Raw genomic sequence first — 23,210 nt, 5'->3', positions numbered from 1 at the left:
CTGCGGCATGCCGCCGCAGACCGCCCTGCGCGCCCGCTGCGCGCGACCCTTCCGTGCCCCATCCGTGACCCTGCCCCAAGCCCCCTCGTCCGCCGTCGCCACCACCCGCTGGCTGGCCGTGGGCAGCCTCGTCGGCCTGATCGTGCTGGGCCTGGCGTGGGAGATGTGGCTGGCGCCACTGCGGCCCGGCGGTTCGTGGCTGGCGCTCAAGGTGCTGCCACTGGTGGTGCCGCTCGCGGGGCTCTACAAGAACCGCATGTACACCTACCGCTGGGTCAGCCTGATGATCTGGCTCTATTTCACCGAAGGCGTGGTGCGCGCGTGGAGCGACGCCTTGCCGCTCGGGCGCTTGCTGGCAGGCATCGAAATCGCGCTGTGCCTGATGCTTTTCGTGGCCTGCGCGATGCACGTGCGGCTGCGCCTGCGCGATGCCCGCGCCGCACGGGCCGCCATTCCGCTGGAGACTTCCATCCCATGACCGATCTGATCGACCAACTGCGCGCCATCGTCGGCGCGCCCCATGTGCTCACCGAGGGCGACCTCACCGCCTACGAGCAGGACTGGCGCAAGCGCGAGCGCGGCAAGGCGCTGGCCGTGGTGCGCCCGGTCAGCGCGCAGCAGGTGGCCGACGTCGTCAAGGCCTGCGCCGCCGCCGGCAGTTCGCTGGTGCCGCAGGGCGGCAACACCGGCCTGGCCGTGGGCGGCATTCCCGACGCCAGCGGCACGCAGGTGCTGCTGAGCCTGCAGCGCATGAACGCGGTGCGCGACATCGACGCGGCCAACCTCACGATGACGGTCGAGGCCGGCTGCATCCTGCAGACGCTGCAGGAGACCGCCGAGAAGGCCGGCTTCCTGTTCCCGCTGAGCCTCGCGGCCGAAGGCAGCTGCACCATCGGCGGCAACCTGGCGACCAATGCGGGCGGCACGCAGGTCGTGCGCTACGGCAACACGCGCGACCTGTGCCTGGGCCTCGAGGTGGTCACGCCGCAGGGCGAGATCTGGGAAGGCACCAGCGGCCTGCGCAAGGACAACACCGGCTACGACCTGCGCGACCTCATGATCGGCAGCGAAGGCACGCTGGGCATCATCACCGCCGCGACGATGAAGCTGTACCCGATGCCCGCGGCGCAGCTCACCGCCTGGGCCGCCGTGCCCTCGCTGGACCACGCCGTCACGCTGCTCGGCCTGGCGCACAAGCACCTGGGCGCCGGGCTCACCGGCTTCGAGGTGATGGGCCAGTTCGCGCTGAGCCTGGTCGGCAAGCACATGCCGCAGCTGCGCGTGCCCTTCCTCGGCGACGCCGCAGCGCCCTACTGCGTGCTGCTCGAGAATTCCGACAACGAATCCGAAGACCATGCACGCGCGCGCTTCGAGTCGCTGCTCGAAACCGCCTTCGAGGACGGCTGCGTGACCGACGCAGTGGTGGCCGAGAACCTGACGCAGGCGCACCAGCTCTGGCACATCCGCGAGAGCATTCCGCTGGCCCAGGCCGAGGAAGGCCTGAACATCAAGCACGACATCTCGATCGCGGTGTCGCGCATCCCCGCCTTCGTGGCCGAGACCGATGCCCTGCTGCAGCGCGAGATCCCCGGCGTGCGGCTGGTGAACTTCGGCCACCTGGGCGACGGCAACCTGCACTACAACGTGCAGGCTCCGGCCGAAGGCGACGCCAAGGCCTTCCTGCGCGACGAGGAAGAGCGCGTCAACACGCTCGTCTACGACGCGGTCGAGAAGTTCGGCGGCTCGTTCTCGGCCGAGCACGGCGTCGGCGAACTGAAGGTGCACAAGCTCGAGAAGCACAAGTCGCCCGTGGCGCTGGGCATGATGCGCGCCATCAAGCGCGGGCTGGACCCGCAGAACATCATGAATCCGGGGCGGGTGCTGCGGGTTTGATGCGCCTACATTCATGCGCGTAAAATATGCGCATCATTCATGCTTTCGGATATCGACATGCTTCGTTTCGACAAGGATGCGCCCAAGAAGGCCACCAATCTTTCCCTGAACAGCAAGGTGCTCGAAATGGCACGCGAGCTGGGCATGAACGTCTCGCAGACCGTCGATGGTCTGCTGGCCGCCGAGGTCAAGCGGCAGTACTGGGAAAAGTGGAACGAGGAGAACAAGGAAGCCGTGGCAGCGTACAACGCCCGCATCGCCAAGGAAGGTCTGCCTCTGGCCAAGTACCGGAGCTTCTGAGTGGCGCGCTTCGACGTCTATCGTCATCCCGACGCAGCGCTGCGCAAGACCACGCCTTACCTTCTCGATGTTCAGAACGACTACATCAACGGCATGGAGACGCGCGTGGTCCTGCCGATTCGCACACTCAAGCAACTCGGCCTTCCCATGCGCGACTTGAACCCGGTGTTGGAGATCGACGGCACACAGGTGGCACTCGATGCCGCAGCGATTGCCGCCTTTCCTGCCGCCGAGTTGCGCAGCCCGGTCGCCAACCTGCGCGCCCAGGCCGATGTGATCGTCAACGCGCTCGACACCCTCTTCGGCTCCTACTGACATGACCGCCATGCAAGCCCACCCCATCCGCGCCCCCTACGAAGACTTCATGCGCCATGTCGACACGCATGGCGTGTTCAAGTCCGACCGCACCGGCACCGGCACGAAAAGCGTCTTCGGCCACCAGATGCGCTTCGACCTGAACGAAGGCTTCCCGCTGGTGACCACGAAGAAGGTGCATGTGCGCTCCATCATCCAGGAGCTGCTGTGGTTCCTTACGGGCTCCAGCGACAACAACTGGCTGCGCGAGCGCGGCGTGACGATCTGGGACGAATGGGCGCGCGAGGACGGCGACCTCGGCCCCGTCTACGGCGTGCAGTGGCGCAGCTGGCCGACGCCCGACGGCGGCCACATCGACCAGATCGCGGAGGTCATCAAGACGCTCAAGACCAACCCCGATTCACGCCGCATCATCGTGAGCGCGTGGAACGTGGCGGAGCTGTCGAAGATGGCGCTGATGCCCTGCCACGCCTTCTTCCAGTTCTATGTCGCGCCGCCGCAGGCAACGGGTGAGCGCGGCAGGCTGAGCTGCCAGCTCTACCAGCGCAGCGCCGACATTTTCCTCGGTGTGCCCTTCAACATCGCGAGCTATGCGCTGCTCACGCACATGGTGGCGCAGCAGTGCGACCTCGACGTCGGCGACTTCATCTGGACCGGCGGCGACTGCCACATCTACAGCAACCACGCCGAGCAGGTGGCGCTGCAGCTCAGCCGAGAGCCACGCCCGTACCCGACGCTGCGCATCCTGCGCAAGCCCGACTCGATCTTCGACTACCAGTACGAGGACTTCGCCTTCGACGGCTACGACCCGCACCCTGCCATCAAGGCGCCAGTCGCGGTCTGAGCAGAGGCCGATCACCATGCGCCTGAACCTGATCTACGCCCGCGCCGCCAACGGCGTGATCGGCAAGGACAACGCCCTGCCCTGGCACCTGCCGGAAGACATGGCGCACTTCAAGCGCATGACGGCGGGTTGCCCGGTCGTCATGGGCCGCAAGACCTGGGATTCGCTGCCGCCGAGATTCCGCCCCTTGCCCGGACGCCGCAACATCGTGGTCACGCGCCAGGCCGGCTGGCAGGCCGACGGTGCCGAACGCGCCGGCAGCCTGCCCGAGGCGATGGCCCTGAGTGCCGATGCCGCCGAGGTCTGGGTCATCGGCGGTGCGCAGATCTATGCCGAAGCGGCGCCGCTGGCCCAGCGCGCCGTCGTCACCGAGATCGGCCGCGACTTCGAGGGCGATGCGCACGCGCCCTCGCTGGGCGCCGGCTGGCAGGAAACGGCGCGCGAAACGCACGTCGCCGCCAACGGCCTGCCCTTCGGCTTCGTCACCTACCTGCGCCAGGAGGCGTCATGACCATCCAGGAATTCCTCGGCATCGAGCTGCCGATCATCCAGGCGCCGATGGCCGGCGTGCAAGGCAGCGCGATGGCGATCGCGGTGTCGAACGCGGGCGGCCTGGGCTCCCTGCCCTGTGCCATGCTCACGCCCGATGCGCTGCGCAGCGAGCTGCAGGCGATCACCGCGCAGACCACCCGCCCGTACAACGTCAACTTCTTCTGCCACACGCCGCCGGCGCCCGACGCGGCGCGAGAGGCCGTCTGGCGCGCCGCGCTGGCGCCTTACTACGCGGAGTTCGGCATCGACCCGGCCAGCGTGCCGGCGGGTGGCGGACGAACGCCCTTCAATGCCGAGGCCGCCGACCTGCTCGAAACCTTCAGGCCGCCCGTGGTGAGCTTCCATTTCGGACTGCCTTCGCCCGCGCTGCTGGCGCGCGTCAAGGGCTGGGGCGCCAAGGTGCTGTCGTCGGCCACCACGGTCGAGGAGGCGCGCTGGCTCGAGGCGCACGGCGTCGATGCCGTCATCGCCCAGGGCCTGGAGGCCGGCGGCCACCGCGGCATCTTCCTCGGCGACGACCTCACGACGCAGGTCGGCACGATGGCCCTGCTGCCGCAGATCGTCCGGGCGGTCCGCGTCCCGGTGATCGCTGCGGGCGGCATTGCGGATGCGCCGGGCGTGGCCGCCGCGCTGGCGCTGGGCGCGACCGGCGTGCAGGTCGGCACCAGCTACCTGCTGTGCCCGGAAGCCACCACCACGCCGCTGCACCGCGCCGCGCTGACCGGCCCGCGTGCCGCGCACACCGTGCTCACCAACCTCATCACCGGCCGCCCCGCACGCGGCATGCGCAACCGCCTGCTCGACGAACTCGGCCCGCTGAGCGACGCGGCACCCGACTTCCCGCTGGCGACCGCCGCCCTGGCACCGCTGAAGGCGGCGGCGGAAAAGCTGGGCCGCGACGACTTCTCCACGCTCTGGTCCGGCCAGAACGCCACCGGCTGCCGCGCGATCCCGGCGGCGCAGCTCACGCGCGAGCTGGCCGCCTGAGAGGCTGAGCCGAAACACGCCCGGGGACGCCGGGACGGCATTTGGCCTACGCACAAGGCGATCTGCCGCCGACACCGCCGTCGCGGCGGACTGCGCACACTGGTCTGCGGACGGCACGGGGCTGTCCTGAAACGACAGAAAGGGTGCAGCCATGCCGATCGACGATGTGATACCCCCCTCCGACACAGCCACCGACGTGCTCGACACGGCCAGGGGCATGGCAGAAGACGCCGGGGACAGCGCGCAAGAGGCCACCGTGACCGGCAAGGCCTACGCCCGTAGCGCGGTCGATGCCGCCGGCAAGAAGCTCGGCCTGTGGCAGGACCGGGTGGCTGCCGCGCAGGACGCCTGCACACGCTACATCGCTCAGGCGCCGGTCAAGTCCACCCTGATGGCCGTGGCCGGCGGGGCGCTGCTCACTGGCCTGCTCATGGCCGGCCTGCGCCGGCGCCGGGGCTGATCCGATGATCCATCCCATCTACATGACGGCGCTGCGCCGCCCCGACCTGGTCGCGGCGCATCTGCGCAACCATGTCGACCTGGTGAAGAAGGAACTGGGCGATGCGGGCCGCTCCGTCGCGTACAAGGCGGCCGGTGCCGTCGTGGCGCTCGTTGCACTGATGCTCGCGCTCGGCCTGACGGGCATCGCGCTGATGATGGGCGCCGTGCATGGCAGCTTCCATTGGGCGCTGGTGGCGGTGCCGGGCGTGGCCTGGCTGCTCACCGGGGTGGGAGCGGTGGTCGCGATGAGATCGTCGGTGCGCGACGACGTGCAGGACGTGAAGGACGAACTCGAAGCCGACCTGGCCGTCCTTCGTACCGTGAAGGAGGCGCGCCGTGGCTGACACCCTGCCGCCCCTGACCCCCAAGCAGAAGCTCGCCCTCTCGCGCGCCGAACTGCTCGAGGCCATGGGCTACTTCGACATCGCACCGAGCGACGCCACGGCCCCGCAACTCGTCTCAACGCGCTTTCCTCGCGCAGACCCGGTGCCGCGCCCGACATCGCGCCGCGGCGTGCTGGCGCGCTGGTGGTCGCGCCATCCGCTCAACAGCGTGGCCGATCTGGGGCGCCCCTTCCTCGAAGACATGGCGCGCAGGCAGCCGGCCAAGCTGATGGCCTGCGGTGCCGGCACCGGTGCGCTGCTGATGGTGATCAAGCCCTGGAAGCTGCTGTCGCTCGCGACCGTGCTGTCGCTGGCCTTCCGGACCTCCGACCTCACGGGCCTGATGGCCGGCGCCTTCGCCCGCCCCGATGACAACGACGACCCACCGGCCGACGAACAGGTCCCGCTGCAACAGCGGGTGTCGTGAGGCGGCCTCAGCGCCGCTGTCCGCCGGCGGCTGCGCGCTCGCTGGCGTAGGCCAGGAAATCCTCGAACTGGCCGGTCTTGTCGAAGACCGCATCCGCCCCTTGCGACAGCGCACGGTCGTTGGCCGCTTCGGCGTAGTTGGTCAGCACCACCACGCGCTGATGCGGCAGCCGGCGGGCGCAGGCCTTGACCACCTCCATGCCCGACCCTTCGGTCAGGAACAGGTCGGCCACCAGAAGATCCCAGCCTTCTGCGTTGCGCGCCAGCCAGCGCAGGGCCTCGTTCTCCGACTCCGCCATGGCGATCACTTCGCAGGGGGTGGCGTCTTCGAGAAGGCCCACGAGCAGGTCGCGGATGGTGGGGTTGTCTTCGATCAGAAAGACACGAAGCGTCATGACACAGCTTGGAGCAAGAGGAGTGCGGGGCAGCGGCCCGCCAGAACCCACGAGGACGGCACCGCAAGGTACCGCTGGTGGACGGGGTGCGGAAAGGATTATCCGCGCTGCATCAGGGCGATCCCTGCCGGAGAAGTTCCCGACGACGGCACAATCGTCACATGACAGCGATACGTGATTTGAGCGACGAGGACTTGACGCTCCATGCGCAGGAATGGCGCCAGCGCGCGCTGCGCGGCGACAAGTCGGCGCGCGGCGTGGCACACGCCCTGGAAACCGAACTTCGGCGCCGCGGCGTCGGCGTCACCATGCAGACCGAACCCGCCAACCTGGACACCCGACCGGTCACGCTGCGCAACCCGCGGCCCTGGTGGAAGTTCTGGTCGGGCTGATCAACCGGCGGCCTGCGTCGAGGGCGGCTCGAAGTCGAGCACGATGCGGCCCTCGATCTCGCCCCGATGCATGCGCGCAAAGACGTCGTTGATGTTGTCCAGCGTGTCGGTCGTCACGGTCGCACGCACCTTGCCGCTGGCTGCGAAATCCAGCGATTCCTGCAAGTCGAGCCGCGTCCCGACGATCGACCCTCGCACCGTGATGCCATTCAACACGGTGTCGAAGATCGACAACGGAAAATCGCCGGGCGGCAGGCCATTGAGCGAGACGGTGCCGCCCCGCCGCACCATGCCCATCGCCTGCTGAAAGGCCTTCGGCGACACGGCCGTGACCAGCACGCCCTGCGCGCCGCCGATCTCCTTCTTGATGAAGGCGGCCGGGTCCTCATGGCGAGCATTCACCGTGAGGGCGGCACCGAGTTCCGTGGCCAGCTTGAGCTTCGCATCGTCGATGTCGACGGCAACGACGTTGAGGCCCATGGCCTTCGCGTACTGCACCGCCATGTGGCCGAGCCCGCCGATCCCCGAGATCGCCACCCAGTCGCCGGGCTTGGTATCGGTGACCTTCAACCCCTTGTAGACCGTCACGCCCGCGCAGAGGATCGGCGAGATCTCGACGAAGCCGATGTTTGCCGGCAGGTGCCCGACATAGTCGGGGTCGGCCAGCACATATTCCGCGAAGCTGCCGTTGACCGAATAGCCGGTGTTCTGCTGCTCCGCGCACAGCGTCTCCCAGCCGCCCAGGCAATGCACGCAATGTCCGCAGGCGGTGTACAGCCACGGCACGCCGACCCGGTCGCCCTCCTTCACGTGCTTCACGCCGCCGCCGACAGCGACGACATGGCCGACGCCTTCATGACCCGGGATGAAGGGCGGGTTCGGCTTGACCGGCCAATCGCCTTCGGCTGCGTGAAGATCGGTGTGACACACGCCGGTGGCGGCGACCTTGACGAGGATCTGGCCCGCACCGGGCCTCGGGACGGTGACCTCCTCGATGACGAGCGGTGCACCGAACTGCCGGACGACGGCTGCCTTCATGGTCTTCTGCATGTGGTTCTCCTGGAACGTGTGAGTCGATGAGGGCCGTGACGGCCGCTCAGAACGGAGCGTCGATGTCCACGACATCGATCAGCTTTTGGTTGACGAACTCCTTGATGCCGAGCCCCAGCAACTCGCGACCGTAGCCCGAGCGCCGAACACCGCCGAAGGGAAGGTCGGCCTTGACCATCGTCGGATGGTTGACGAACACCATGCCCGCGGAGATCTTCTTGGCGACCTCCACGCCGTGCCGCGTGTCCGCCGTGAACACGGAGCCACCGAGGCCGAAGGGCGAATCGTTGGCGATGCGCACGGCGTCGTCCTCATCCCTGGCCCGGAACAGCATCGACACCGGTCCGAAGAATTCCCAGTACCGGGCCGGATTGTCCTCACTCACCCCGGTCAGGATCGTCGGCTGCACAAAGACACCCCTCTCAGGCACACGCGGCCCCACCTCGGTCGCCGTGGCGCCATGGGCGACCGCCTGCGCAATCTTCGCCTTGATCTCGTCGGCCGCCCCTTGCGAGGACAGGGGCGCCAGGGTCGTGGCCGGGTCGAACGGGTCGCCCGCGCGCAGTGCGGCGACGCCGGCGGTGTACCGCTCAAGGAACGCGTCATAGACCTGATCGACGATGATCATCCGCTTGGACGACACGCAAACCTGGCCGCCATTCCAGTGCCGGCCGAACACGGCCCACTGGCTGGTCTTGTCGAGGTCGGCATCCGCCAGCACGACGAAGGCATCGGCGCCGCCGAGTTCCATCGTGGATTTCTTCAGTGCCTTGCCGGCCTGTGCCGCGACGATCGCGCCAGCCCCTTCGGAGCCGGTGAGCGCCACGCCGTGGACGCGCGGGTCGTTGAGGATCAACTCGATGTGCGACCGCGTTGCAAACACATTCTGGAAGGCGCCCTGGGGCAGGCCTGCGTCACGCAGCAGTCGCTCGAAGGCCAGGGCGCACTGGGGAACGTTCGAGGCGTGCTTGAGCAACATCGTATTGCCGGCCGAAAGCTGCGGCGCGGCAATGCGGGCGATCTGGTAGTAAGGAAAATTCCAGGGTTCGATCGCCAGCAACACGCCGAGTGGCTCGCAAAAAAGCGTCGCCACGCCCTCCGCCGGATCGGCCACCGGCAGCTTCTCCGGGGCCAGCAATGCCGCGGCATGCTCCGCGTAGTAGTCGAGGATCGCCGCCGAGAGTTCCACCTCGGCAGTGGCCTCCGACACCAGTTTGCCCATCTCGAGCGTCAGCAGCCGCGCATAGTTCGCGGCATCCTCACGAAGAAGGCCCGCTGCGCGCCGCATCACCGCGGCCCGCTCGGCGAAGGAGGTCTCTCGCCAGGACAGGAATGCACGGTGAGCATCGGCGATGGCTTGAGCGATCTGGTTGTCGGTCGCGTCGGGAAAGCGTTCGAGGAGTTCGCCGGTATAGGGATTCTTGGTTTCGTAGGCCATTGGGAGGGAGAATCCTTTTCAACAAGCGGCATGCTTGGCAAGAATGATCGTTCCGAAACCCGGAATGGCATTGATCCAGAGCAACCCGGAAGCAGGAATGCAGGGAGGCGCAAGTGTCTTGCGACGGCACCGGGCTCCTTGAAACCACAAGTCACATCGGTATGAAAATCACCACCTGGAACGTCAACTCCCTCACCGCCCGCCTGCACCATGTGCTCGACTGGCTGACCACCAACCCGGTCGACGTGCTGTGTCTTCAGGAACTGAAGATGAGCGACGACAAGTTCCCGCTCGAGGTGCTGAAGGCCGCCGGCTACGAGGCCGCGGTGTTCGGCCAGAAGACCTACAACGGCGTGGCGATCCTGAGCCTCGCGCCGATGCGCGAGGTGACGAAGAACATCGGCGGCTTCAGCGACGAGCATTCGCGGGTCATCAGTGCCACCGTCGATACCGCGAATGGCCCGCTGCGCATCGTCAACGGCTACTTCGTCAACGGGCAGGCACCGGGCAGCGACAAGTTCGCCTACAAGATGCGCTGGCTCGACGCCCTGCGCGACTGGCTGCGTGCCGAGAAGGCGGCGCACCCGAACCTCGTGCTGCTCGGCGACTTCAACATCGCGCCGGAAGACCGCGACAGCTTCGACCCCGAAGGCCTGCGTGAAACCATCCATCACACCACCGAAGAGCGCGAACACTTCAAGGCGCTGCTGGGACTGGGTCTGACCGATGCCTTCCGCCTTTTCGACCAGCCCGAGAAGAGCTTCTCGTGGTGGGACTACCGCATGCTGGGCTACCAGAAGAACCGCGGCCTGCGCATCGACCACATCCTCGTGAGCGAGCCGCTGGTGCCGCGCGCGGTGGCCTGCACGATCGACCGCGTGCCGCGCAAATGGGACAAGCCCAGCGACCACGCCCCCGTCACGCTCGAGTTGGCCACGGCGGCCTAAGGGCCTACCACGCATGATGGCATCGACAAGAACGTGCGCCCTGGTGCTCTCGGCGCTGGTGGCTGTGCTGGCGGGCTGCACATCGACGAAGTCCGGCGCACCGGCCACGTCGTCCGAAGAGAAGACAGCGGCCGAAGAAGCACCGGCCCGCAGCGACGTGGCCACGGTGCGGCTGATCACGGCACAGACGCCGGCTGTTCGGGCCTATCGAAAGATCGGCTCGGGCGCGATCTACAAGGCTTACCCGACCCGCATCCACAAGGGCAAGATTCCGCCGCTCGTCTACGCCGTGGTGGTGGTCGAAACCGACATCGACGCGACCGGCAAGGTGGTGAACGTGGACTTCAGCCGCACGCCGAGCCATGCGCCCGAGGTGCCGCCGATGATCGCCGAGCTGATCCGCAAGGCGTCACCGCTGCCCAGCCCCGGACGGCTGGGCGCGCACACCTACGTCGACACCTGGCTGTGGGACAAGAGCGGCACCTTCCAGCTGGATTCGCGCACGCTCGGCCAGCGCAGCCGGTAGCCGGCTGACCGGGTGCGGCGAGGCCAGCCCCTCACTCCAGGCCGAGTTCCTGGATCTTGCGGGTGATGGTGTTGCGCCCGATGCCGAGCTTCTGCGCGGCCTCGATGCGGCGGCCACGCGTGTTGGCCAACGCCGTGAGGATGAGGCGCGACTCGAAGCGGCGCGACAGCGCATCCCACACGTCGGTGCGACCGGCCGCCAGGAGGTTCTGCGCCTCCAGCTCGAGCCCGCTTTCCCAGGCCGACGCGGCACCGCCTTCGGCGCTCGCCGAAGGCACGGCAGCCACCGGCGCCGACGCGGGCATGGCGGGCGATTCGATGTCGGGGACGGCAGACGCGACCGGCAGCGCCGCCGGGGCATGTGCCGCAGCCGAGGGCGCATCGCCCGCCGGAACGGCCATCACTTCGGGCGGCAGGTCCTTGGCCTCGATCAGCTGCGCCGGCGCCATCACGGTGAGCCAGTGGCAGATGTTCTCCAGCTGGCGGACGTTGCCCGGGAAGGAGAAGGTGGCGAGCTGGGTGAGCGCGGCGTCGGAAATGCGCTTGGGCTCGACGCCCAACTGCTTGGCGCTCTGCTGCAGGAAGTGGCGCGTGAGCGCGGGCACGTCTTCGCCGCGCTCGCGCAAGGCGGGCAGGCGCAGCCGGATCACGTTGAGGCGGTGGAACAGGTCCTCGCGGAAACCGCCGACCTTGACGCGCTGCTCCAGGTCCTGGTGGGTGGCGGCGATGACGCGCACGTTCGCCTTGACCGAGTTGTGGCCCCCCACGCGGTAGAAATGGCCGTCGCTCAGCACACGCAGCAGGCGCGTCTGCAGGTCGAAGGGCATGTCGCCGATTTCGTCGAGGAACAGCGTGCCGCCCTCGGCCTGCTCGAAGCGGCCCCGGCGCATGGTCTGCGCGCCGGTGAAGGCGCCGCGCTCATGGCCGAAGAGTTCGCTCTCCAGCAGATCCTTGGGGATCGCCGCGGTGTTGATCGCCACGAAGGGGCCGTTGGCACGGGGCGAATGCTTGTGCAGCGCGCGCGCCACCAGTTCCTTGCCGGAACCCGATTCGCCGGTGATCAGCACCGTGACGTTGCTTTGCGACAGCCGGCCGATGGCGCGGAACACGTCCTGCATCGCCGGGGCCTGGCCGAGCATCTCGGGCGCGGCCTGCATGCGTTCTTCGGCCACTTCCTCGCGCTGGCTTTCGTCGACGGCGCGGCGGATGAGCTCCACGGCACGCGGCAGGTCGAAGGGTTTGGGCAGGTATTCGAAGGCACCGCCCTGGAAGGCCGACACGGCGCTGTCCAGGTCGGAGAAGGCGGTCATGATGATGACCGGCAGGCCGGGGTGCTTGGCCTTGATCTTGTCGAGCAGGTCCAGGCCCGAGCCGCCGGGCATGCGGATGTCGCTGACCAGCACCTGCGGACCCTGCTGGTCGTCGTCGGCAGCGACTTCCAGCGCCGCCAGCACTTCGCGCGTGTTGGTGAAGCTGCGCGTCGGCAGGTCTTCACGCAGCAGCGCCTTTTCCAGCACGAAGCGGATGGATTGGTCGTCGTCTACTATCCAGATCGGCTTCATGCAGCTCCTTGTCGCCTTGCTGCTAGGGCAGCGGTATCAGTATCTTGAAATCGGTCCGGCCGGGCACGCTGTCGCACTCGATCACGCCGTGGTGTTGTTGTACGAAGGTTTGCGCCAACGTCAACCCGAGCCCGGTACCGCCATCCCTGCCCGACACCAGCGGGTAGAAGATGCGGTCCTTGATGGTGTCGGGCACGCCCGGCCCGTTGTCGATGACATGCAATTCCAGTGCCAGTCGGTACCACTGCTTATTGAAGATCACCTGACGCGCGATGCGCGTCCTGAAGGTGATGCGCGCGTCGCCCGCGGCCCGCCGCTCGGCCAGGGCCTGCGCGGCGTTGTGGGCGATGTTGAGTGTGGCCTGGATCAGCTGCTCGCGGTCGCCGCGGAATTCGGGGATCGACGGGTCGAAGTCGCGGTCGATGTGCAGGTCGCGCGGGAACTCCGCGAGGATGACCGAGCGCACCCGCTCGCAGACCTCGTGGATGTTCACGTCGCCCACCACGTGCGGGCGGCGGTGCGGCGCCAGCAGGCGGTCGACCAGCGTCTGCAGCCGGTCGGCCTCGTGGATGATGACCTGGGTGTATTCGATCAGGTCGCGCGATTCGACCTCCATCTGCAGCAGCTGCGCCGCGCCGCGAATGCCGCCCAGCGGGTTCTTGATCTCGTGCGCCAGGTTGCGGATGAGTTCCTTGTTCGCCTGCGCCTGGTCGAGCAGGCGCTCTTCGCGGTCCTGCCGCACCTGCTGCTCCAGCGGTGACAGTTCGACGATCAGCTCGCCCACCTTGTCGCTCTGCGCGAGCGTCACCTGCACCGGCATCAGTTCGTGGTTGACGCGCCGGAGCATGGCCTCGTAGCGCAGCGTAGCGAAGTCGTTGCTGCGCGCGCCGTCGATGGCCGTGCGCAGGACGTGCGGCTCATGGAAGCAGGCGCCGAACTGCGAGCCTTCGAGCGTGCGCCGCGAGGTGCCGAGCACGTCTTCGAGCGCGGCGTTGGCGAACAGGACCGCCCCGTCGGACTTGACCACCGCGATGAGCGTGGCGAGCAGGTCGAAGGGCTGGAAACGCTTGGGGGAGGACGTGGTCTTGCCGAAGGCCATGTCAGTGCCGCCCGGCCGCCCGAAGGCACTGACGCGCCCCCCCGGGGGGCAGCGATACGCGAAGCGCTGAGCGTGGGGGCTGTTTCATCTCAGGGGCTGGTAGGCGGCAGGCGACCGAGCTCGCGGCGGATGCCGGCGATGTCGCTTTCGTTGCGGGCGATTTCCGCCTTCATCTCGCTCACGCGGTCGAGGTACTTCTGGTAGTTGCGCGCCTCGCCGCCCTGCTTCTCGGGCTCGCCGTTGTTGTAGTTCTTCAGCAGTTCCGCCTGACGGGCCTCCACCTTCCTCAGTTCGGATTGAAGGACCGAACGCGCTTCGCCGTCGCGCGCGCGCTGGTCGGCGCCCTCGACCCGCGGACTCCCGGCCGGCGCGCGCGCCGCGCTGCCGCCAGCGCCGCTGGCGCTGCCGCCCGGACGCGGCGTCTGGACGACCGTGACGTTGCCACCCTCCATCACCTTGCATCCGCGCTTTTGCGCGTCGACCGCATTGTTGGTGTATTCGTTGCCGCAGCGCCAGACGCGCTCCTGCGCCTGTACCGACAGCGCGGCCAACGGAGCGATGAGCGACAAGACGAGTGAGGAGATCTTCATGGTCCTGGGAGGAGATGTACGCAGACAGCGGATTCTCATGCAATTCGAGTGACGTTCCGGCGAGCCGTTCCCACCCAAAGAAAAAGGACGGCCGAAGCCGTCCTTTTCGAGCAATGCGTCGGTGGCCCGGAGGCCAGCGATCACAGCGAGTAGTACATGTCGAACTCGACCGGATGGGTCGCCATGCGGAAGCGCGTGACTTCCTGCATCTTCAGCTCGATGTACGCGTCGATGTACGAGTCGGTGAACACACCACCCTTGGTCAGGAACGCGCGGTCCTTGTCGAGGTATTCCAGGGCCTGGTCGAGGCTGTGGCACACGGTCGGGATCAGCGCGTCTTCTTCCGGCGGCAGGTGGTACAGGTCCTTCGTGGCGGCTTCGCCCGGATCGATCTTGTTCTCGACGCCGTCGAGGCCGGCCATCAGCAGCGCGGCGAAACCGAGGTACGGGTTCATCAGCGGATCGGGGAAGCGCGCTTCGACGCGGCGGCCCTTGGGGTTGGCCACGAACGGGATGCGGATCGAGGCCGAGCGGTTCTTGGCCGAGTAGGCCAGCTTCACCGGGGCTTCGAAGCCGGGGACCAGGCGCTTGTAGCTGTTGGTGCCGGGGTTCGTGATGGCGTTCAGGGCGCGGGCGTGCTTGATGATGCCGCCGATGTAGTGCAGCGCGAATTCCGACAGGCCGGCGTAGCCGTCACCGGCGAACAGGTTCTTGCCGTCCTTCCAGACCGACTGGTGCACGTGCATGCCGGAGCCGTTGTCGCCGACGATGGGCTTGGGCATGAAGGTGGCGGTCTTGCCGTAGGCGTGGGCCACGTTGTGGATCACGTACTTTTGCAGCTGGACCCAGTCGGCGCGCTGGATCAGCGTGCTGAACTTGGTGCCGAGTTCCATCTGGCCAGCGTTGGCCACTTCGTGGTGATGCACTTCGACCGGGATGCCCAGGGCTTCGAGCACCAGGCACATTTCCGAGCGCATGTCCTGGAAGCTGTCGACCGGGGGAACCGGGAAGTAGCCGCCCTTGACGGCTGGGCGGTGGCCCGTGTTGCCGTGCTCGTATTCCTTGTCGGTGTTCCAGGAGGCTTCTTCGGAGTCGATCTTGACGAAGCAGCCCGACATGTCGTTCTTCCAGCGAACGCCGTCGAACACGAAGAATTCGGGTTCCGGTCCGAAGTAGGCGGTATCGCCCAAGCCGGACGCCTTCATGTACGCCTCGGCGCGCTTGGCCAGCGAACGCGGGTCGCGCTCGTAGGCCTTGCCGTCGGCCGGGTCGATCACGTCACAGGTCAGGATCAGCGTCGTCTCTTCGAAGAAGGGGTCGATGTTGGCGGTGTTCGGGTCGGGCATGAGCTGCATGTCCGAAGCTTCGATGCCCTTCCAGCCGGCGATGGAAGAACCGTCGAAGGCGTGACCGTCGGTGAACTTGCCTTCGTCGAAAGCAGACACCGGCACGGTCACGTGCTGTTCTTTACCGCGGGTGTCGGTGAAGCGAAAGTCGACGAACTTGACCTCGTTTTCCTTGACGAGCTTCAGTACATCGGCGACGGTCTTTGCCATCAGTTTCTCCTGGTTGGATGAGTGGTTGGAAATACAACGGTGGGGAATGCAGTTTCTGTGCCATTGGCGGGCACGGGGCCGGGGGCCCCATCATCCTGCCAAATCCCCAAAAAAAGGCGGCGGCAATCTATTTTGGTGCACGTCCGATTAACGCACCAATTCAGGTCCAAGGCGCGCATTGAAGGTGTGCAACCCCGCGATCAACTGCGCGTAGGCGGCGTCCAGCAGGCCCGGCGCGCCCTTGACGCCAAGTTCGATATGGCGCCCGTACTCGGGGTGGTCCACGCTGGGAAGGCTGAACACTTTTACACCGGGGTGCGTCGCTTCGATGGACTCCATCAGCGGTGTGAGGGTCGCTTCCATGGCACCGAAAACGATCACCGATTTCTCGCTGGACTGTCCGTGCGCGAACAGGTCGGCGTAGCGGCTGTCGAGCACCGACTCGATCATCGGCCACGCCATCACCGGGAAACCGGGCACGAAGTGGACGTGGTCCACGCTGAAGCCGGGAATCTTGTTGTAGGGGTTGCGGATGATCTCGGCGCCCTCGGGGAACACGCCCATGTTCAGCCGATGCACGTTGTCGGGCCGATCGGGCTCGTAGGCCACGCCCTGCTCGCGCGCGGTGTCCTGCATGCGCTCGCGGATGAGCGCTTCGGCCTCCGGATGCAGCGCCAGCGGGCGCCGCAGCGCCTTGGCCGCGCATTGCCGCGTGTGGTCGTCGGGCGTAGCGCCGATGCCGCCGGTCGAGAACACGATGTCGCCCGAGGCAAAGGCGCGCGTCAGCGCGGCCGTGATGCGCGTGGGCACGTCGCCCACATACTCGGCCCAGCCCAGCTGCAGGCCGCGCGCCGCGAGTAGTTCGATGACTTTGGGCATGTGCTTGTCGAGGCGTTTGCCGGAGAGGATCTCGTCGCCGACGACGATCAGGCCGAATGCACGGGTCATGGGGACTCCGAGGGGGAAATGACGGGAAGCACCGCCGCCTCCGCGCGCTGCAGGCGCAGTTGCGCGAGCGCATCGAGGCAGTAGTGCGCGAACCAGAGCGCCGAAAAGGCGAACACCAGCGTGTAGATCCAGATGGCCAGCGGCACCAGCACGAAGAAGGCCGCGGCGAACAACAGGCCCGAGGCCCAGACGATGCTCGGCGCCGCGCCCAGGTAGCCGCACAGCACGCCGATGGCCAGCAGCGGCAGGCGGTGCTGGCGCAGCACGGCGGCGCGCTCTTCGGCATCGGCATGCTCGGCCAGCGCGTCGAAGCTCATCACGCGGTAGGTGAGCCAGCCCCAGATCAGCGGCGGCAGCACCAGCACCAGCGGCGGAATGAGCCAGAGTGGCATCGACACCACCAGCGCGACCAGCGCCAGCAGCGTGAGGCCGAGCGAGCGCAGCACGCTGCCGACGAAGGAGGCGCCCTTCTTCTGCGCGAGCGCGGGAAAGCGTCGCTCCGCGACGAGTTGCGTGAGCGCCGGTGCCATCAGCCCGGCGACGACGACCAGGGACACCAGCACGATGACCGGCGTCGCGGCGAAGACCACGACCAGCGGCGCCAGCAGCGCCGGCACGTCGCTGGAGAACAGGCCGCCGATCCAGCTCCAGAAGCTCGACAGCAGCGGCCAGGCGTCGAGCGTCTGGCGCATCCACGCCACGCTCGGGGCCCAGTAGAAATAGCCGAAGCCCGCCGCCAGCACGACGATCACGAGCAGCGGCACCAGCGACAGCACGATCACCCGGGGGCGCATGCAGTAGGCGGCGGCTCGCCAGAAGGAATCGAGAAGAAGGCGCATGGGGTGCCGAGGATAACGCCGCGCCGTGAAACACCCCGCCGATGCGGTGGGCGAAGGCCTCAGCCCCGCCCGACCATCCGGCGCAGCCCGCGCCATTGCTGCGACCAGAAGCCCCGCCCGTAATCGCGCAGGCGCCCCTGCGCGTCGGGCTCGACCTGGTCGCGGATGCCGGTCGGGTCGTAGTGCGGCTCGAAATTCACGGTGCGAAAGAGCATGTCCCACCACGGCAGCAGCACGCCAAAATTGTGCCCCCCTAACTTGACCCCCACGCTTGCCACTTCGTGTGCTGCGCTGCCCCCCGAGGGGGCCGCCGCGCCTTGGGGCGGCCCGGCGGCGCGGGTCTTCGGCACGATGGGAGATTCATGCCCGATGCCGATCGCATGGTGAACCCGATGGAAGCGCGGGCTGATCCACAGCCGCTCCCCGATGGCGCCGAAGCCGATGCGCAGGTTGGCGTGCTGCAGGCTTTGGGTGAGCTGCGTGAACGCGACGATGGCGATGAACTGCCCCGGTGCCACGCCGATGAGCTGCGCGACGAGAACGATGATCGTGTCGTGGAGGATGTCGTCGAGCAGGTGGTTGCGGTTGTCGCTCCACATCGTCATCTGGCGCTGCGAGTGGTGCAGCGAATGCAGGCCCCACCACCAGTCGAAGCGGTGCTGCCCGCGATGGATCAGGTACTCGACGAAGTCGAGCACGATGAGGTACATGACAAGGGCCACCCAGGGCACGTCGGTCACGCCGGGCCACAACTCGTCGAGGTGCAGCGTGCCCCAGCCGGCGCCGCGCAGCAGGCCCAGCCCGTCGTCGAACAGCGGCTGCAGCAGGAAGAACATGCCCAGGCGGAAGAGGCCGAGCCGGTGGATCAGCGTGTAGAGCACGTCGGTGCGAATCGCGCGCCGGTCGACCACCGGCTCGGCCGGCCGCCAGCGCTGCAGCGGGCCGATCACGGCGATCAGCACCGCGATCTGGATCAGCCCGACCAGCAGCCAGCCGGTGGCGGCGAAGGCGTCCTCGACGTAACCGCCCAGGCCGATGCCGTAGACCAGCGGCTGCACGGCCGTCTCAAACAGCCACTGCTGGCAGTTCGAGAAGAGATCGGTGAACCATTCCATCGCCGCGCCGCCTCGATCGTCAGGGGTGCGCCGCGATCCAGTCGCGGTAGGCGGGGTGCGCCCGCAGCGTCTCGAAGCAGAAGCCCTTGGCCTTCAGGCCGACGATCAGCGGCTCGAGCACGGCCGGCGCCCAGGGGTCCTTGCGCGACCAGATGCCCAGGTGGGCCAGCAGGATGTCGCCCGGCCTGATCCGGTCGAGCGCCTGCTGCAGCAGCTTGTCGTTGGGGAAGGTCTCGCTGGGCAGTTCGTCGCCCAGGAAGCCCGCCGGCGCCCAGCCGACGTGCGCGAAGCCGCAGGCCTTGGCGGCCGCGAGCAGCTTGGGCGAGGTCTTGCCACCGGGTGCGCGGAACAGCGGCAGCGGCTTCTTGCCGGTGACGTGGCCGATGCGGTCGCTGGCCTTCTGGATGTTCTCGCAGTACTGGGCTGCGCTCCAGGTGAATTCCCGGCCCGCCAGGCCACCGGCCGAGGGACGCACACGGAACTGTGGTTCGATGCCCTTCACGTCACCGCGCCAGTACACATGGTCGTAGGTGTGCGACGCGAACTCGTTCCCCTCGGCCGCCCTCGCCTTCCACCACGGCGCCCAGTGGTTGTCCAGGCTGTCGCCGTCGGTCAGCGTGCGCTCGGCCGCGCCGAAGAAGGTCACGCGCACGTCCTGGCGCTTGAGCACTTCGGCGATCAGCGGCGCGACACCCATATGGCCGGTGTCGAAGGTCAGGTACAGCGGCTTCTCGCACTTTGCCTGCGCCATCGCACCGCCCGCCACGCAGAAAGCAAGCAGCCCGGCGACGAGGCGGCGGCGCATCGGCCGGTCAGCGCTTGGCATGGTCCAGGGTCCACACGCCGTGCGGCGAGCGCCCGACATTCACCTGGCGCACCACCTTGCGGCTGGCCAGGTCGATCACGCTGAGCTTCTTGGCCCAGCGAGAGGTCACATACAGGGTCTTGCCATCGGCCGACAGGTCCATGCAGTCCGGCCCGCCGGGCACCGGGTAGGTCTCGGTCACCTGGAGCGTCTTGAGGTCGATGCGGCTGATGGTGTTGGCGACGCGGTTGCTCAGGAACACGCTCTGGCCGTCGCCCGCGGAACGGAACGCATGCGCGCCCTTGCCGGTGAAGATCTTGCCGACCGCCCTGGGCTGAGGGCCGGCCACGTCGAACACCTGCACGCCGTCGCCGCCGGTCAGGCCGACCAGCAGGGTGCGGTCGCCATGAACCCCGAAGATGTCGGCCGGCATGGGGCCGGTGGCGGTGCGCCAGCGGATGGTCTGCGTGTGCAGGTCGACGGCGATGAGCTCGTCGCTGTCCTGCATGGTGACGTAGGCCACGGTGCTGGTCGCGTCGATCCAGATGTGGCTGGGCGTCTTGCCGGTGGCGATGCGCCTGGCCAGCGTCAGGTCCTTGCCGTCCCAGCGGTAGATGTCGACGTGGTTCAGGCGGTTGGCCGCGGTCACGAACCACTTCATGTCGCGCGAGAACTGCAGCTGGTACGGATCGATGATGCCGTAGACCACGCGCTGCACGTCGCCCGTGCGCGGGTTCAGGAAGGTCAGCGAATCGCCGGCGGAATTGGCCACGATCACCGAACGCTCGTCCGGCGTCATGTAGATGTGGTGCGGCTCCTTGCCCGTCGGAATGCGCGTCTTTTCAACCCAGGTGGCCGGGTCGATCACGCTGACGGTGGCGTCGAGCGAGTTGAGGACAAAGAGCGGCGGCGGCTCGGCGGCCAGGGCGGGCACCGCGTGCAGGGCGCAGGCGAAGAAAAAGGCCGCGAGGCGGCCGTGGGCGGTGGCAAGAAATCGCAAGGGAAGCTTCCGGGACAGCAGGTCGAACCATAACGTGCAAGCCTTAGCGGTGGCTGACCGTCTTGGTGCGACGCGTGCAAATTCGCCAGCAAAACTACAGGTCAGCGTGCGCTGCGCAGCGCCTCGACCTCCGCCGCGCTGAGCCAGCGCCACTGGCCGGGTGCCAGTTCGGCCGGCAGTGTCAGCGCGCCGATCTGCGACCGGTGCAGCGCCTCGACCCGGTTGCCGACCGCCGCCACCATGCGCTTGACCTGGTGGTACTTGCCTTCGGTCAGCGTGAGCCGCAGGTGCAGCGGCGCGACCGCCTCGCAGGCCGCGGCGCGCACCGGCTTCGGGTCGTCGTCCAGCACCACCCCGGCCATCAGCTTCTGCACCTGGGCGTCGTCGAGCGGATGCTTGACGGCCACCTCGTACACCTTGGGCACGTGGTGCTTGGGCGAGCCCATGCGGTGGATGAACTGGCCGTCGTCGGTCAGCAGCAGCAGCCCGGTCGTGTCCTGGTCGAGCCGGCCGATGGCCTGCACGCCCTGCACCGCGCCCTTGTTCGGCCGCAGCCGCAGCGGCGACGGCAGCAGGGTGTAGATGCTGGGCCAGGTCGAGGGCTTCTGGGAGCATTCGGTGCCGGCCGGCTTGTGCAGCAGCAGATAGGCTTTTTCGTGGTATTCCCAGGCGGTGCCCTGCACGGTGAAGCGCAGGCCGTCGGCGACAGCCACGTCGGCGCTCGGATCGGTGGCGACGGCCCCGTCGATCGTCACGAAGCCCTGTTGCACGAGCCCGGCGCAGACGCGGCGCGTGCCGAAGCCCTGGGTGTAGAGAATGTCCTGGAGTTGCATCGATGGGACGGGCGGCGGACGCGGCCGCCGCCGGAAAAGCGTGGGTTCAGTAGCCGAGCGCGAGCCCGGTGTTGCGCCGCGGATCGTTCGCGCCGTAGAAGCGATTGTTGCCCACCGGCTTGCCGCCCAGCGACGGCGCACCGACGATGATCGCCGCCATGTGGTTCGCCGGCTGCGGCACGCCCAGGTTGTGGCCCATGTCGATGAGCAGCTTGCGGGTGTCGGGCGAGATGGCGTAGGTCTCGACGTTGGTCACGTCTGGCAGCCATTGCTGGTGGAAGCGCGGCGCATCGACGGCTTCCTGCACGTTCATGCCGTAGTCGACCACGTTCAGGATGGTGTGCAGCACCGCCGTGATGATGCGGCTGCCGCCGGGCGTGCCGACCACGAAGACCGGCTTGCCGTCTTTGCTGACGATCGTCGGGCTCATCGAGCTCAACGGCCGCTTGCCGGGGGCGATGGCATTGGCTTCGCCCTGCACCAGGCCGTACAGGTTGGGCACGCCGACCTTTGCGGTGAAGTCGTCCATCTCGTTGTTGAGCAGCACGCCCGTCTTGGCCGCCGTGACCTTGGCGCCGAACCAGTCGTTGAGGGTGTAGGTCACGGACACCGCGTTGCCCCACTGGTCGGTGATCGAGTAGTGCGTGGTGTTGCTGCCTTCATGCGGCGCGACGCCGGGCTTGATGTCCTTCGACACACCCGCCTTGGCCGGGTCGATCACACCGCGGATCTTCTCGGCGTAGCCCTTGTCCAGCAGGCGGTCGAGCGGGTTCTTCACGAAGTCCGGGTCGCCGAGGTAGCTGTTGCGGTCGACGTAGACGTGGCGCATCGCTTCGATCTGGTAGTGCACCGCCTGCGCCGAGCGGAAGCCCAGGTCCTTCAGCGGGTAGCCCTCCAGGATGTTGAGCATCTCGCAGATGATCACGCCACCCGAGCTCGGCGGCGGCGCGGACACGATGCGGTAGCCGCGGTAGTCGCACTCGACCGGCGCCAGTTCGCGCGTGCTGTACTGGTCGAGGTCGGCCTGCGTGATGAGGCCCTGACCGGCCTGGCTGGACGCGACGATCGCCTGGCCGACCCAGCCCTTGTAGAAGCCGTCGGTGCCGTGCTGGCTGATGGCGCGCAGCGTCTTGGCCAAGTCCTTCTGCACCAGCTTCTGGCCGACCGCGAAGGGCTCGCCCTGCTTCAGGAAGATGGCACCCGACACGTCGTCCTTCCTGAAATCGCCGGTCGCCGTCAGCAGCATGTCGACGTCGCCCTGCGCCAGCGCAAAGCCCTGGTCGGCCAGCGCGATGGAAGGGGCGATGAGCGCCGCCCGCTTCATCGTTCCGTACTTTTCGCGGGCGTACTCCATGCCCGAGACCGTGCCCGGCACGCCGACGGCGAGATGGCCGCGGGTGCTCAGCCCCTTGATGACGTTGCCCTCCTTGTCGAGGTACATGTTGGCCGTGGCCGCCAGCGGCGCCTTCTCGCGAAAGTCGAGGAAGGTCTTGCGGCCGTCGGCCAGCTGGACCGTCATGAAGCCGCCGCCGCCGAGGTTGCCCGCGGCCGGGTACACCACGGCGAGCGCATAGCCGACGGCCACTGCCGCATCGATGGCGTTGCCGCCGCGTTTGAGCACGTCGACGCCGACCCGGGTGGCGAGGTGCTGCGCACTCACGACCATCCCGTTCTGCGCCGCCACCGGCGCCTGCGACGCGGCGTGCACGGCGGGGAACGCCGTCATGGCCATCACGGCCGCCGCGACCGACCAGCGCGCCGCCCAGGGAATCATCTTCATGGTGTTGCCTCCTTGTGAAAAACGGGGATATTGCGCCCGCCGTCTGCCGATCGGCACGCCCGCGCACCGGAGATCATGCAACGTCCGTCCGAGGCGCAGGTGCCACCACCGCCGGCATCGGACGCAAAGACGCAC

General features: G+C 67.7%; 27 protein-coding genes. 13 read left to right on the top strand and 14 right to left on the bottom strand.

Features of this window, described 5'->3' with window-relative positions:
• The first annotated feature begins 7 nt into the window (after positions 1–7).
• The 10 genes from N8A90_RS01930 to N8A90_RS01885 all read left to right on the top strand — a co-directional run bounded on the left by N8A90_RS01930 (position 8) and on the right by N8A90_RS01885 (position 6,202).
• Positions 8–478, top strand: a complete 471-nt coding sequence (locus tag N8A90_RS01930) for a DUF2069 domain-containing protein (RefSeq protein WP_262072949.1) — start codon at positions 8–10, stop codon at positions 476–478.
• Entirely contained in the window at positions 475–1,893 is a 1,419-nt protein-coding gene (locus N8A90_RS01925; RefSeq protein WP_262072948.1) for an FAD-binding oxidoreductase, read from the top strand. The genes N8A90_RS01930 and N8A90_RS01925 overlap by 4 nt, the downstream gene beginning before the upstream one ends.
• Positions 1,894–1,950: 57 nt before the next feature.
• Positions 1,951–2,193, top strand: a complete 243-nt coding sequence (locus N8A90_RS01920; RefSeq protein WP_262072947.1) for a type II toxin-antitoxin system CcdA family antitoxin — start codon at positions 1,951–1,953, stop codon at positions 2,191–2,193.
• Positions 2,194–2,508 (top strand): CcdB family protein, encoded by a 315-nt coding sequence (locus N8A90_RS01915; protein ID WP_262072946.1) that lies wholly within the window; start codon positions 2,194–2,196, stop codon positions 2,506–2,508.
• Positions 2,509–2,518: 10 nt separating this feature from the next.
• Positions 2,519–3,352, top strand: coding sequence for a thymidylate synthase (locus N8A90_RS01910; protein WP_262072945.1), 834 nt, complete (start codon positions 2,519–2,521; stop codon positions 3,350–3,352).
• A gap of 16 nt (positions 3,353–3,368) precedes the next feature.
• Positions 3,369–3,863, top strand: a complete 495-nt coding sequence (locus tag N8A90_RS01905) for a dihydrofolate reductase (protein ID WP_262072944.1) — start codon at positions 3,369–3,371, stop codon at positions 3,861–3,863.
• A complete protein-coding gene (locus N8A90_RS01900) occupies positions 3,860–4,891 on the top strand; it encodes an NAD(P)H-dependent flavin oxidoreductase (protein ID WP_262072943.1) in 1,032 nt (343 codons plus the stop codon). Before N8A90_RS01905 ends, N8A90_RS01900 begins: the two co-directional genes overlap by 4 nt.
• Before the next feature lie 151 nt (positions 4,892–5,042).
• Positions 5,043–5,351 carry a hypothetical protein gene (locus N8A90_RS01895; RefSeq protein WP_262072942.1) on the top strand — a complete coding sequence of 103 codons (309 nt, stop codon included), beginning with the start codon at positions 5,043–5,045 and terminating at the stop codon, positions 5,349–5,351.
• Between the two features lie 4 nt (positions 5,352–5,355).
• The gene (locus tag N8A90_RS01890) at positions 5,356–5,736 is read left to right on the top strand and encodes a phage holin family protein (RefSeq protein WP_262072941.1); all 381 of its coding nucleotides are present in this window, start codon (positions 5,356–5,358) and stop codon (positions 5,734–5,736) included.
• Positions 5,729–6,202 carry a hypothetical protein gene (locus N8A90_RS01885; protein WP_262072940.1) on the top strand — a complete coding sequence of 158 codons (474 nt, stop codon included), beginning with the start codon at positions 5,729–5,731 and terminating at the stop codon, positions 6,200–6,202. The genes N8A90_RS01890 and N8A90_RS01885 overlap by 8 nt, the downstream gene beginning before the upstream one ends.
• A 7-nt stretch (positions 6,203–6,209) precedes the next feature.
• On the opposite strand, the gene N8A90_RS01880 is transcribed toward N8A90_RS01885, so the two are convergent.
• Complete coding sequence (locus N8A90_RS01880) at positions 6,210–6,596, bottom strand: response regulator (RefSeq protein WP_262072939.1); 387 nt, start codon at positions 6,594–6,596, stop codon at positions 6,210–6,212.
• A gap of 161 nt (positions 6,597–6,757) precedes the next feature.
• On the opposite strand from N8A90_RS01880, the gene N8A90_RS01875 reads away from it, so the two are divergent.
• Entirely contained in the window at positions 6,758–6,988 is a 231-nt protein-coding gene (locus N8A90_RS01875) for a hypothetical protein (protein ID WP_262072938.1), read from the top strand.
• Here the strand turns inward: N8A90_RS01875 and adhP are convergent, their stop codons facing one another.
• Both adhP and N8A90_RS01865 read right to left on the bottom strand, forming a co-directional pair.
• A complete protein-coding gene (gene adhP / locus N8A90_RS01870) occupies positions 6,989–8,038 on the bottom strand; it encodes an alcohol dehydrogenase AdhP (RefSeq protein WP_262072937.1) in 1,050 nt (349 codons plus the stop codon).
• Between the two features lie 46 nt (positions 8,039–8,084).
• Positions 8,085–9,476 (bottom strand): NAD-dependent succinate-semialdehyde dehydrogenase, encoded by a 1,392-nt coding sequence (locus N8A90_RS01865; RefSeq protein ID WP_262072936.1) that lies wholly within the window; start codon positions 9,474–9,476, stop codon positions 8,085–8,087.
• A 161-nt stretch (positions 9,477–9,637) separates the two neighbouring features.
• On the opposite strand from N8A90_RS01865, the gene xth reads away from it, so the two are divergent.
• Together xth and N8A90_RS01855 are read left to right on the top strand one after the other, a co-directional pair.
• On the top strand, positions 9,638–10,423 hold the full coding sequence (gene xth / locus N8A90_RS01860; protein WP_262072935.1) for an exodeoxyribonuclease III: 786 nt from the start codon (positions 9,638–9,640) through the stop codon (positions 10,421–10,423).
• 13 nt (positions 10,424–10,436) lie between these two features.
• On the top strand, positions 10,437–10,949 hold the full coding sequence (locus N8A90_RS01855) for a hypothetical protein (protein ID WP_262072933.1): 513 nt from the start codon (positions 10,437–10,439) through the stop codon (positions 10,947–10,949).
• A 31-nt stretch (positions 10,950–10,980) separates the two neighbouring features.
• Here the strand turns inward: N8A90_RS01855 and ntrC are convergent, their stop codons facing one another.
• From ntrC to ggt, 11 genes are all read right to left on the bottom strand, one after another.
• Positions 10,981–12,510: a nitrogen regulation protein NR(I) gene (gene ntrC, locus N8A90_RS01850; protein ID WP_262072932.1), complete on the bottom strand. Its 1,530-nt coding sequence runs from the start codon at positions 12,508–12,510 to the stop codon at positions 10,981–10,983.
• A gap of 22 nt (positions 12,511–12,532) precedes the next feature.
• Complete coding sequence (gene glnL, locus N8A90_RS01845; RefSeq protein WP_262072931.1) at positions 12,533–13,609, bottom strand: nitrogen regulation protein NR(II); 1,077 nt, start codon at positions 13,607–13,609, stop codon at positions 12,533–12,535.
• A gap of 89 nt (positions 13,610–13,698) precedes the next feature.
• Positions 13,699–14,199 carry a hypothetical protein gene (locus N8A90_RS01840; protein WP_262072930.1) on the bottom strand — a complete coding sequence of 167 codons (501 nt, stop codon included), beginning with the start codon at positions 14,197–14,199 and terminating at the stop codon, positions 13,699–13,701.
• A 140-nt stretch (positions 14,200–14,339) separates the two neighbouring features.
• Entirely contained in the window at positions 14,340–15,755 is a 1,416-nt protein-coding gene (glnA, locus tag N8A90_RS01835) for a type I glutamate--ammonia ligase (protein ID WP_262072929.1), read from the bottom strand.
• A 147-nt stretch (positions 15,756–15,902) separates the two neighbouring features.
• Entirely contained in the window at positions 15,903–16,703 is an 801-nt protein-coding gene (locus N8A90_RS01830; RefSeq protein WP_262072928.1) for a competence/damage-inducible protein A, read from the bottom strand.
• Positions 16,700–17,542, bottom strand: a complete 843-nt coding sequence (locus N8A90_RS01825) for an EI24 domain-containing protein (RefSeq protein ID WP_262072927.1) — start codon at positions 17,540–17,542, stop codon at positions 16,700–16,702. The genes N8A90_RS01830 and N8A90_RS01825 overlap by 4 nt, the downstream gene beginning before the upstream one ends.
• Positions 17,543–17,601: 59 nt before the next feature.
• Complete coding sequence (locus N8A90_RS01820; protein WP_262072926.1) at positions 17,602–18,657, bottom strand: sterol desaturase family protein; 1,056 nt, start codon at positions 18,655–18,657, stop codon at positions 17,602–17,604.
• Positions 18,658–18,676: 19 nt separating this feature from the next.
• Positions 18,677–19,462 carry a polysaccharide deacetylase family protein gene (locus tag N8A90_RS01815; RefSeq protein WP_262072925.1) on the bottom strand — a complete coding sequence of 262 codons (786 nt, stop codon included), beginning with the start codon at positions 19,460–19,462 and terminating at the stop codon, positions 18,677–18,679.
• 7 nt (positions 19,463–19,469) lie between these two features.
• The gene (locus N8A90_RS01810; protein WP_262072924.1) at positions 19,470–20,462 is read right to left on the bottom strand and encodes a selenium-binding protein SBP56-related protein; all 993 of its coding nucleotides are present in this window, start codon (positions 20,460–20,462) and stop codon (positions 19,470–19,472) included.
• A gap of 101 nt (positions 20,463–20,563) precedes the next feature.
• Positions 20,564–21,295, bottom strand: a complete 732-nt coding sequence (locus N8A90_RS01805) for a pseudouridine synthase (protein WP_262072923.1) — start codon at positions 21,293–21,295, stop codon at positions 20,564–20,566.
• Between the two features lie 46 nt (positions 21,296–21,341).
• Positions 21,342–23,021, bottom strand: a complete 1,680-nt coding sequence (gene ggt / locus N8A90_RS01800; protein ID WP_262073144.1) for a gamma-glutamyltransferase — start codon at positions 23,019–23,021, stop codon at positions 21,342–21,344.
• Between the last annotated feature and the right edge of the window lie 189 nt (positions 23,022–23,210).

Origin of the sequence: Variovorax sp. N23 (assembly GCF_025486315.1) — a bacterium.
Taxonomy (GTDB): Bacteria; Pseudomonadota; Gammaproteobacteria; order Burkholderiales; family Burkholderiaceae_C; genus Variovorax.
Note: the sequence above shows the minus strand (reverse complement) of the source record. Positions and strands in the feature narration are given on the sequence as shown.

Bases quoted from the DNA above. Each gene is read 5' to 3' on its own strand.
- N8A90_RS01930 (WP_262072949.1), top strand. From the start codon at position 8: ATGCCGCCGCAGACCGCCCTGCGCGCCCGCTGCGCGCGACCCTTCCGT.
- N8A90_RS01925 (WP_262072948.1), top strand. From the start codon at position 475: ATGACCGATCTGATCGACCAACTGCGCGCCATCGTCGGCGCGCCCCAT.
- N8A90_RS01920 (WP_262072947.1), top strand. From the start codon at position 1,951: ATGCTTCGTTTCGACAAGGATGCGCCCAAGAAGGCCACCAATCTTTCC.
- N8A90_RS01910 (WP_262072945.1), top strand. From the start codon at position 2,519: ATGCAAGCCCACCCCATCCGCGCCCCCTACGAAGACTTCATGCGCCAT.
- N8A90_RS01905 (WP_262072944.1), top strand. From the start codon at position 3,369: ATGCGCCTGAACCTGATCTACGCCCGCGCCGCCAACGGCGTGATCGGC.
- N8A90_RS01900 (WP_262072943.1), top strand. From the start codon at position 3,860: ATGACCATCCAGGAATTCCTCGGCATCGAGCTGCCGATCATCCAGGCG.
- N8A90_RS01895 (WP_262072942.1), top strand. From the start codon at position 5,043: ATGCCGATCGACGATGTGATACCCCCCTCCGACACAGCCACCGACGTG.
- N8A90_RS01890 (WP_262072941.1), top strand. From the start codon at position 5,356: ATGATCCATCCCATCTACATGACGGCGCTGCGCCGCCCCGACCTGGTC.
- N8A90_RS01880 (WP_262072939.1), bottom strand. From the start codon at position 6,596: ATGACGCTTCGTGTCTTTCTGATCGAAGACAACCCCACCATCCGCGAC.
- N8A90_RS01875 (WP_262072938.1), top strand. From the start codon at position 6,758: ATGACAGCGATACGTGATTTGAGCGACGAGGACTTGACGCTCCATGCG.
- adhP (WP_262072937.1), bottom strand. From the start codon at position 8,038: ATGCAGAAGACCATGAAGGCAGCCGTCGTCCGGCAGTTCGGTGCACCG.
- N8A90_RS01865 (WP_262072936.1), bottom strand. From the start codon at position 9,476: ATGGCCTACGAAACCAAGAATCCCTATACCGGCGAACTCCTCGAACGC.
- xth (WP_262072935.1), top strand. From the start codon at position 9,638: ATGAAAATCACCACCTGGAACGTCAACTCCCTCACCGCCCGCCTGCAC.
- N8A90_RS01855 (WP_262072933.1), top strand. From the start codon at position 10,437: ATGATGGCATCGACAAGAACGTGCGCCCTGGTGCTCTCGGCGCTGGTG.
- ntrC (WP_262072932.1), bottom strand. From the start codon at position 12,510: ATGAAGCCGATCTGGATAGTAGACGACGACCAATCCATCCGCTTCGTG.
- glnL (WP_262072931.1), bottom strand. From the start codon at position 13,609: ATGGCCTTCGGCAAGACCACGTCCTCCCCCAAGCGTTTCCAGCCCTTC.
- N8A90_RS01840 (WP_262072930.1), bottom strand. From the start codon at position 14,199: ATGAAGATCTCCTCACTCGTCTTGTCGCTCATCGCTCCGTTGGCCGCG.
- glnA (WP_262072929.1), bottom strand. From the start codon at position 15,755: ATGGCAAAGACCGTCGCCGATGTACTGAAGCTCGTCAAGGAAAACGAG.
- N8A90_RS01830 (WP_262072928.1), bottom strand. From the start codon at position 16,703: ATGACCCGTGCATTCGGCCTGATCGTCGTCGGCGACGAGATCCTCTCC.
- N8A90_RS01825 (WP_262072927.1), bottom strand. From the start codon at position 17,542: ATGCGCCTTCTTCTCGATTCCTTCTGGCGAGCCGCCGCCTACTGCATG.
- N8A90_RS01820 (WP_262072926.1), bottom strand. From the start codon at position 18,657: ATGGAATGGTTCACCGATCTCTTCTCGAACTGCCAGCAGTGGCTGTTT.
- N8A90_RS01815 (WP_262072925.1), bottom strand. From the start codon at position 19,462: ATGCGCCGCCGCCTCGTCGCCGGGCTGCTTGCTTTCTGCGTGGCGGGC.
- N8A90_RS01805 (WP_262072923.1), bottom strand. From the start codon at position 21,295: ATGCAACTCCAGGACATTCTCTACACCCAGGGCTTCGGCACGCGCCGC.
- ggt (WP_262073144.1), bottom strand. From the start codon at position 23,021: ATGACGGCGTTCCCCGCCGTGCACGCCGCGTCGCAGGCGCCGGTGGCG.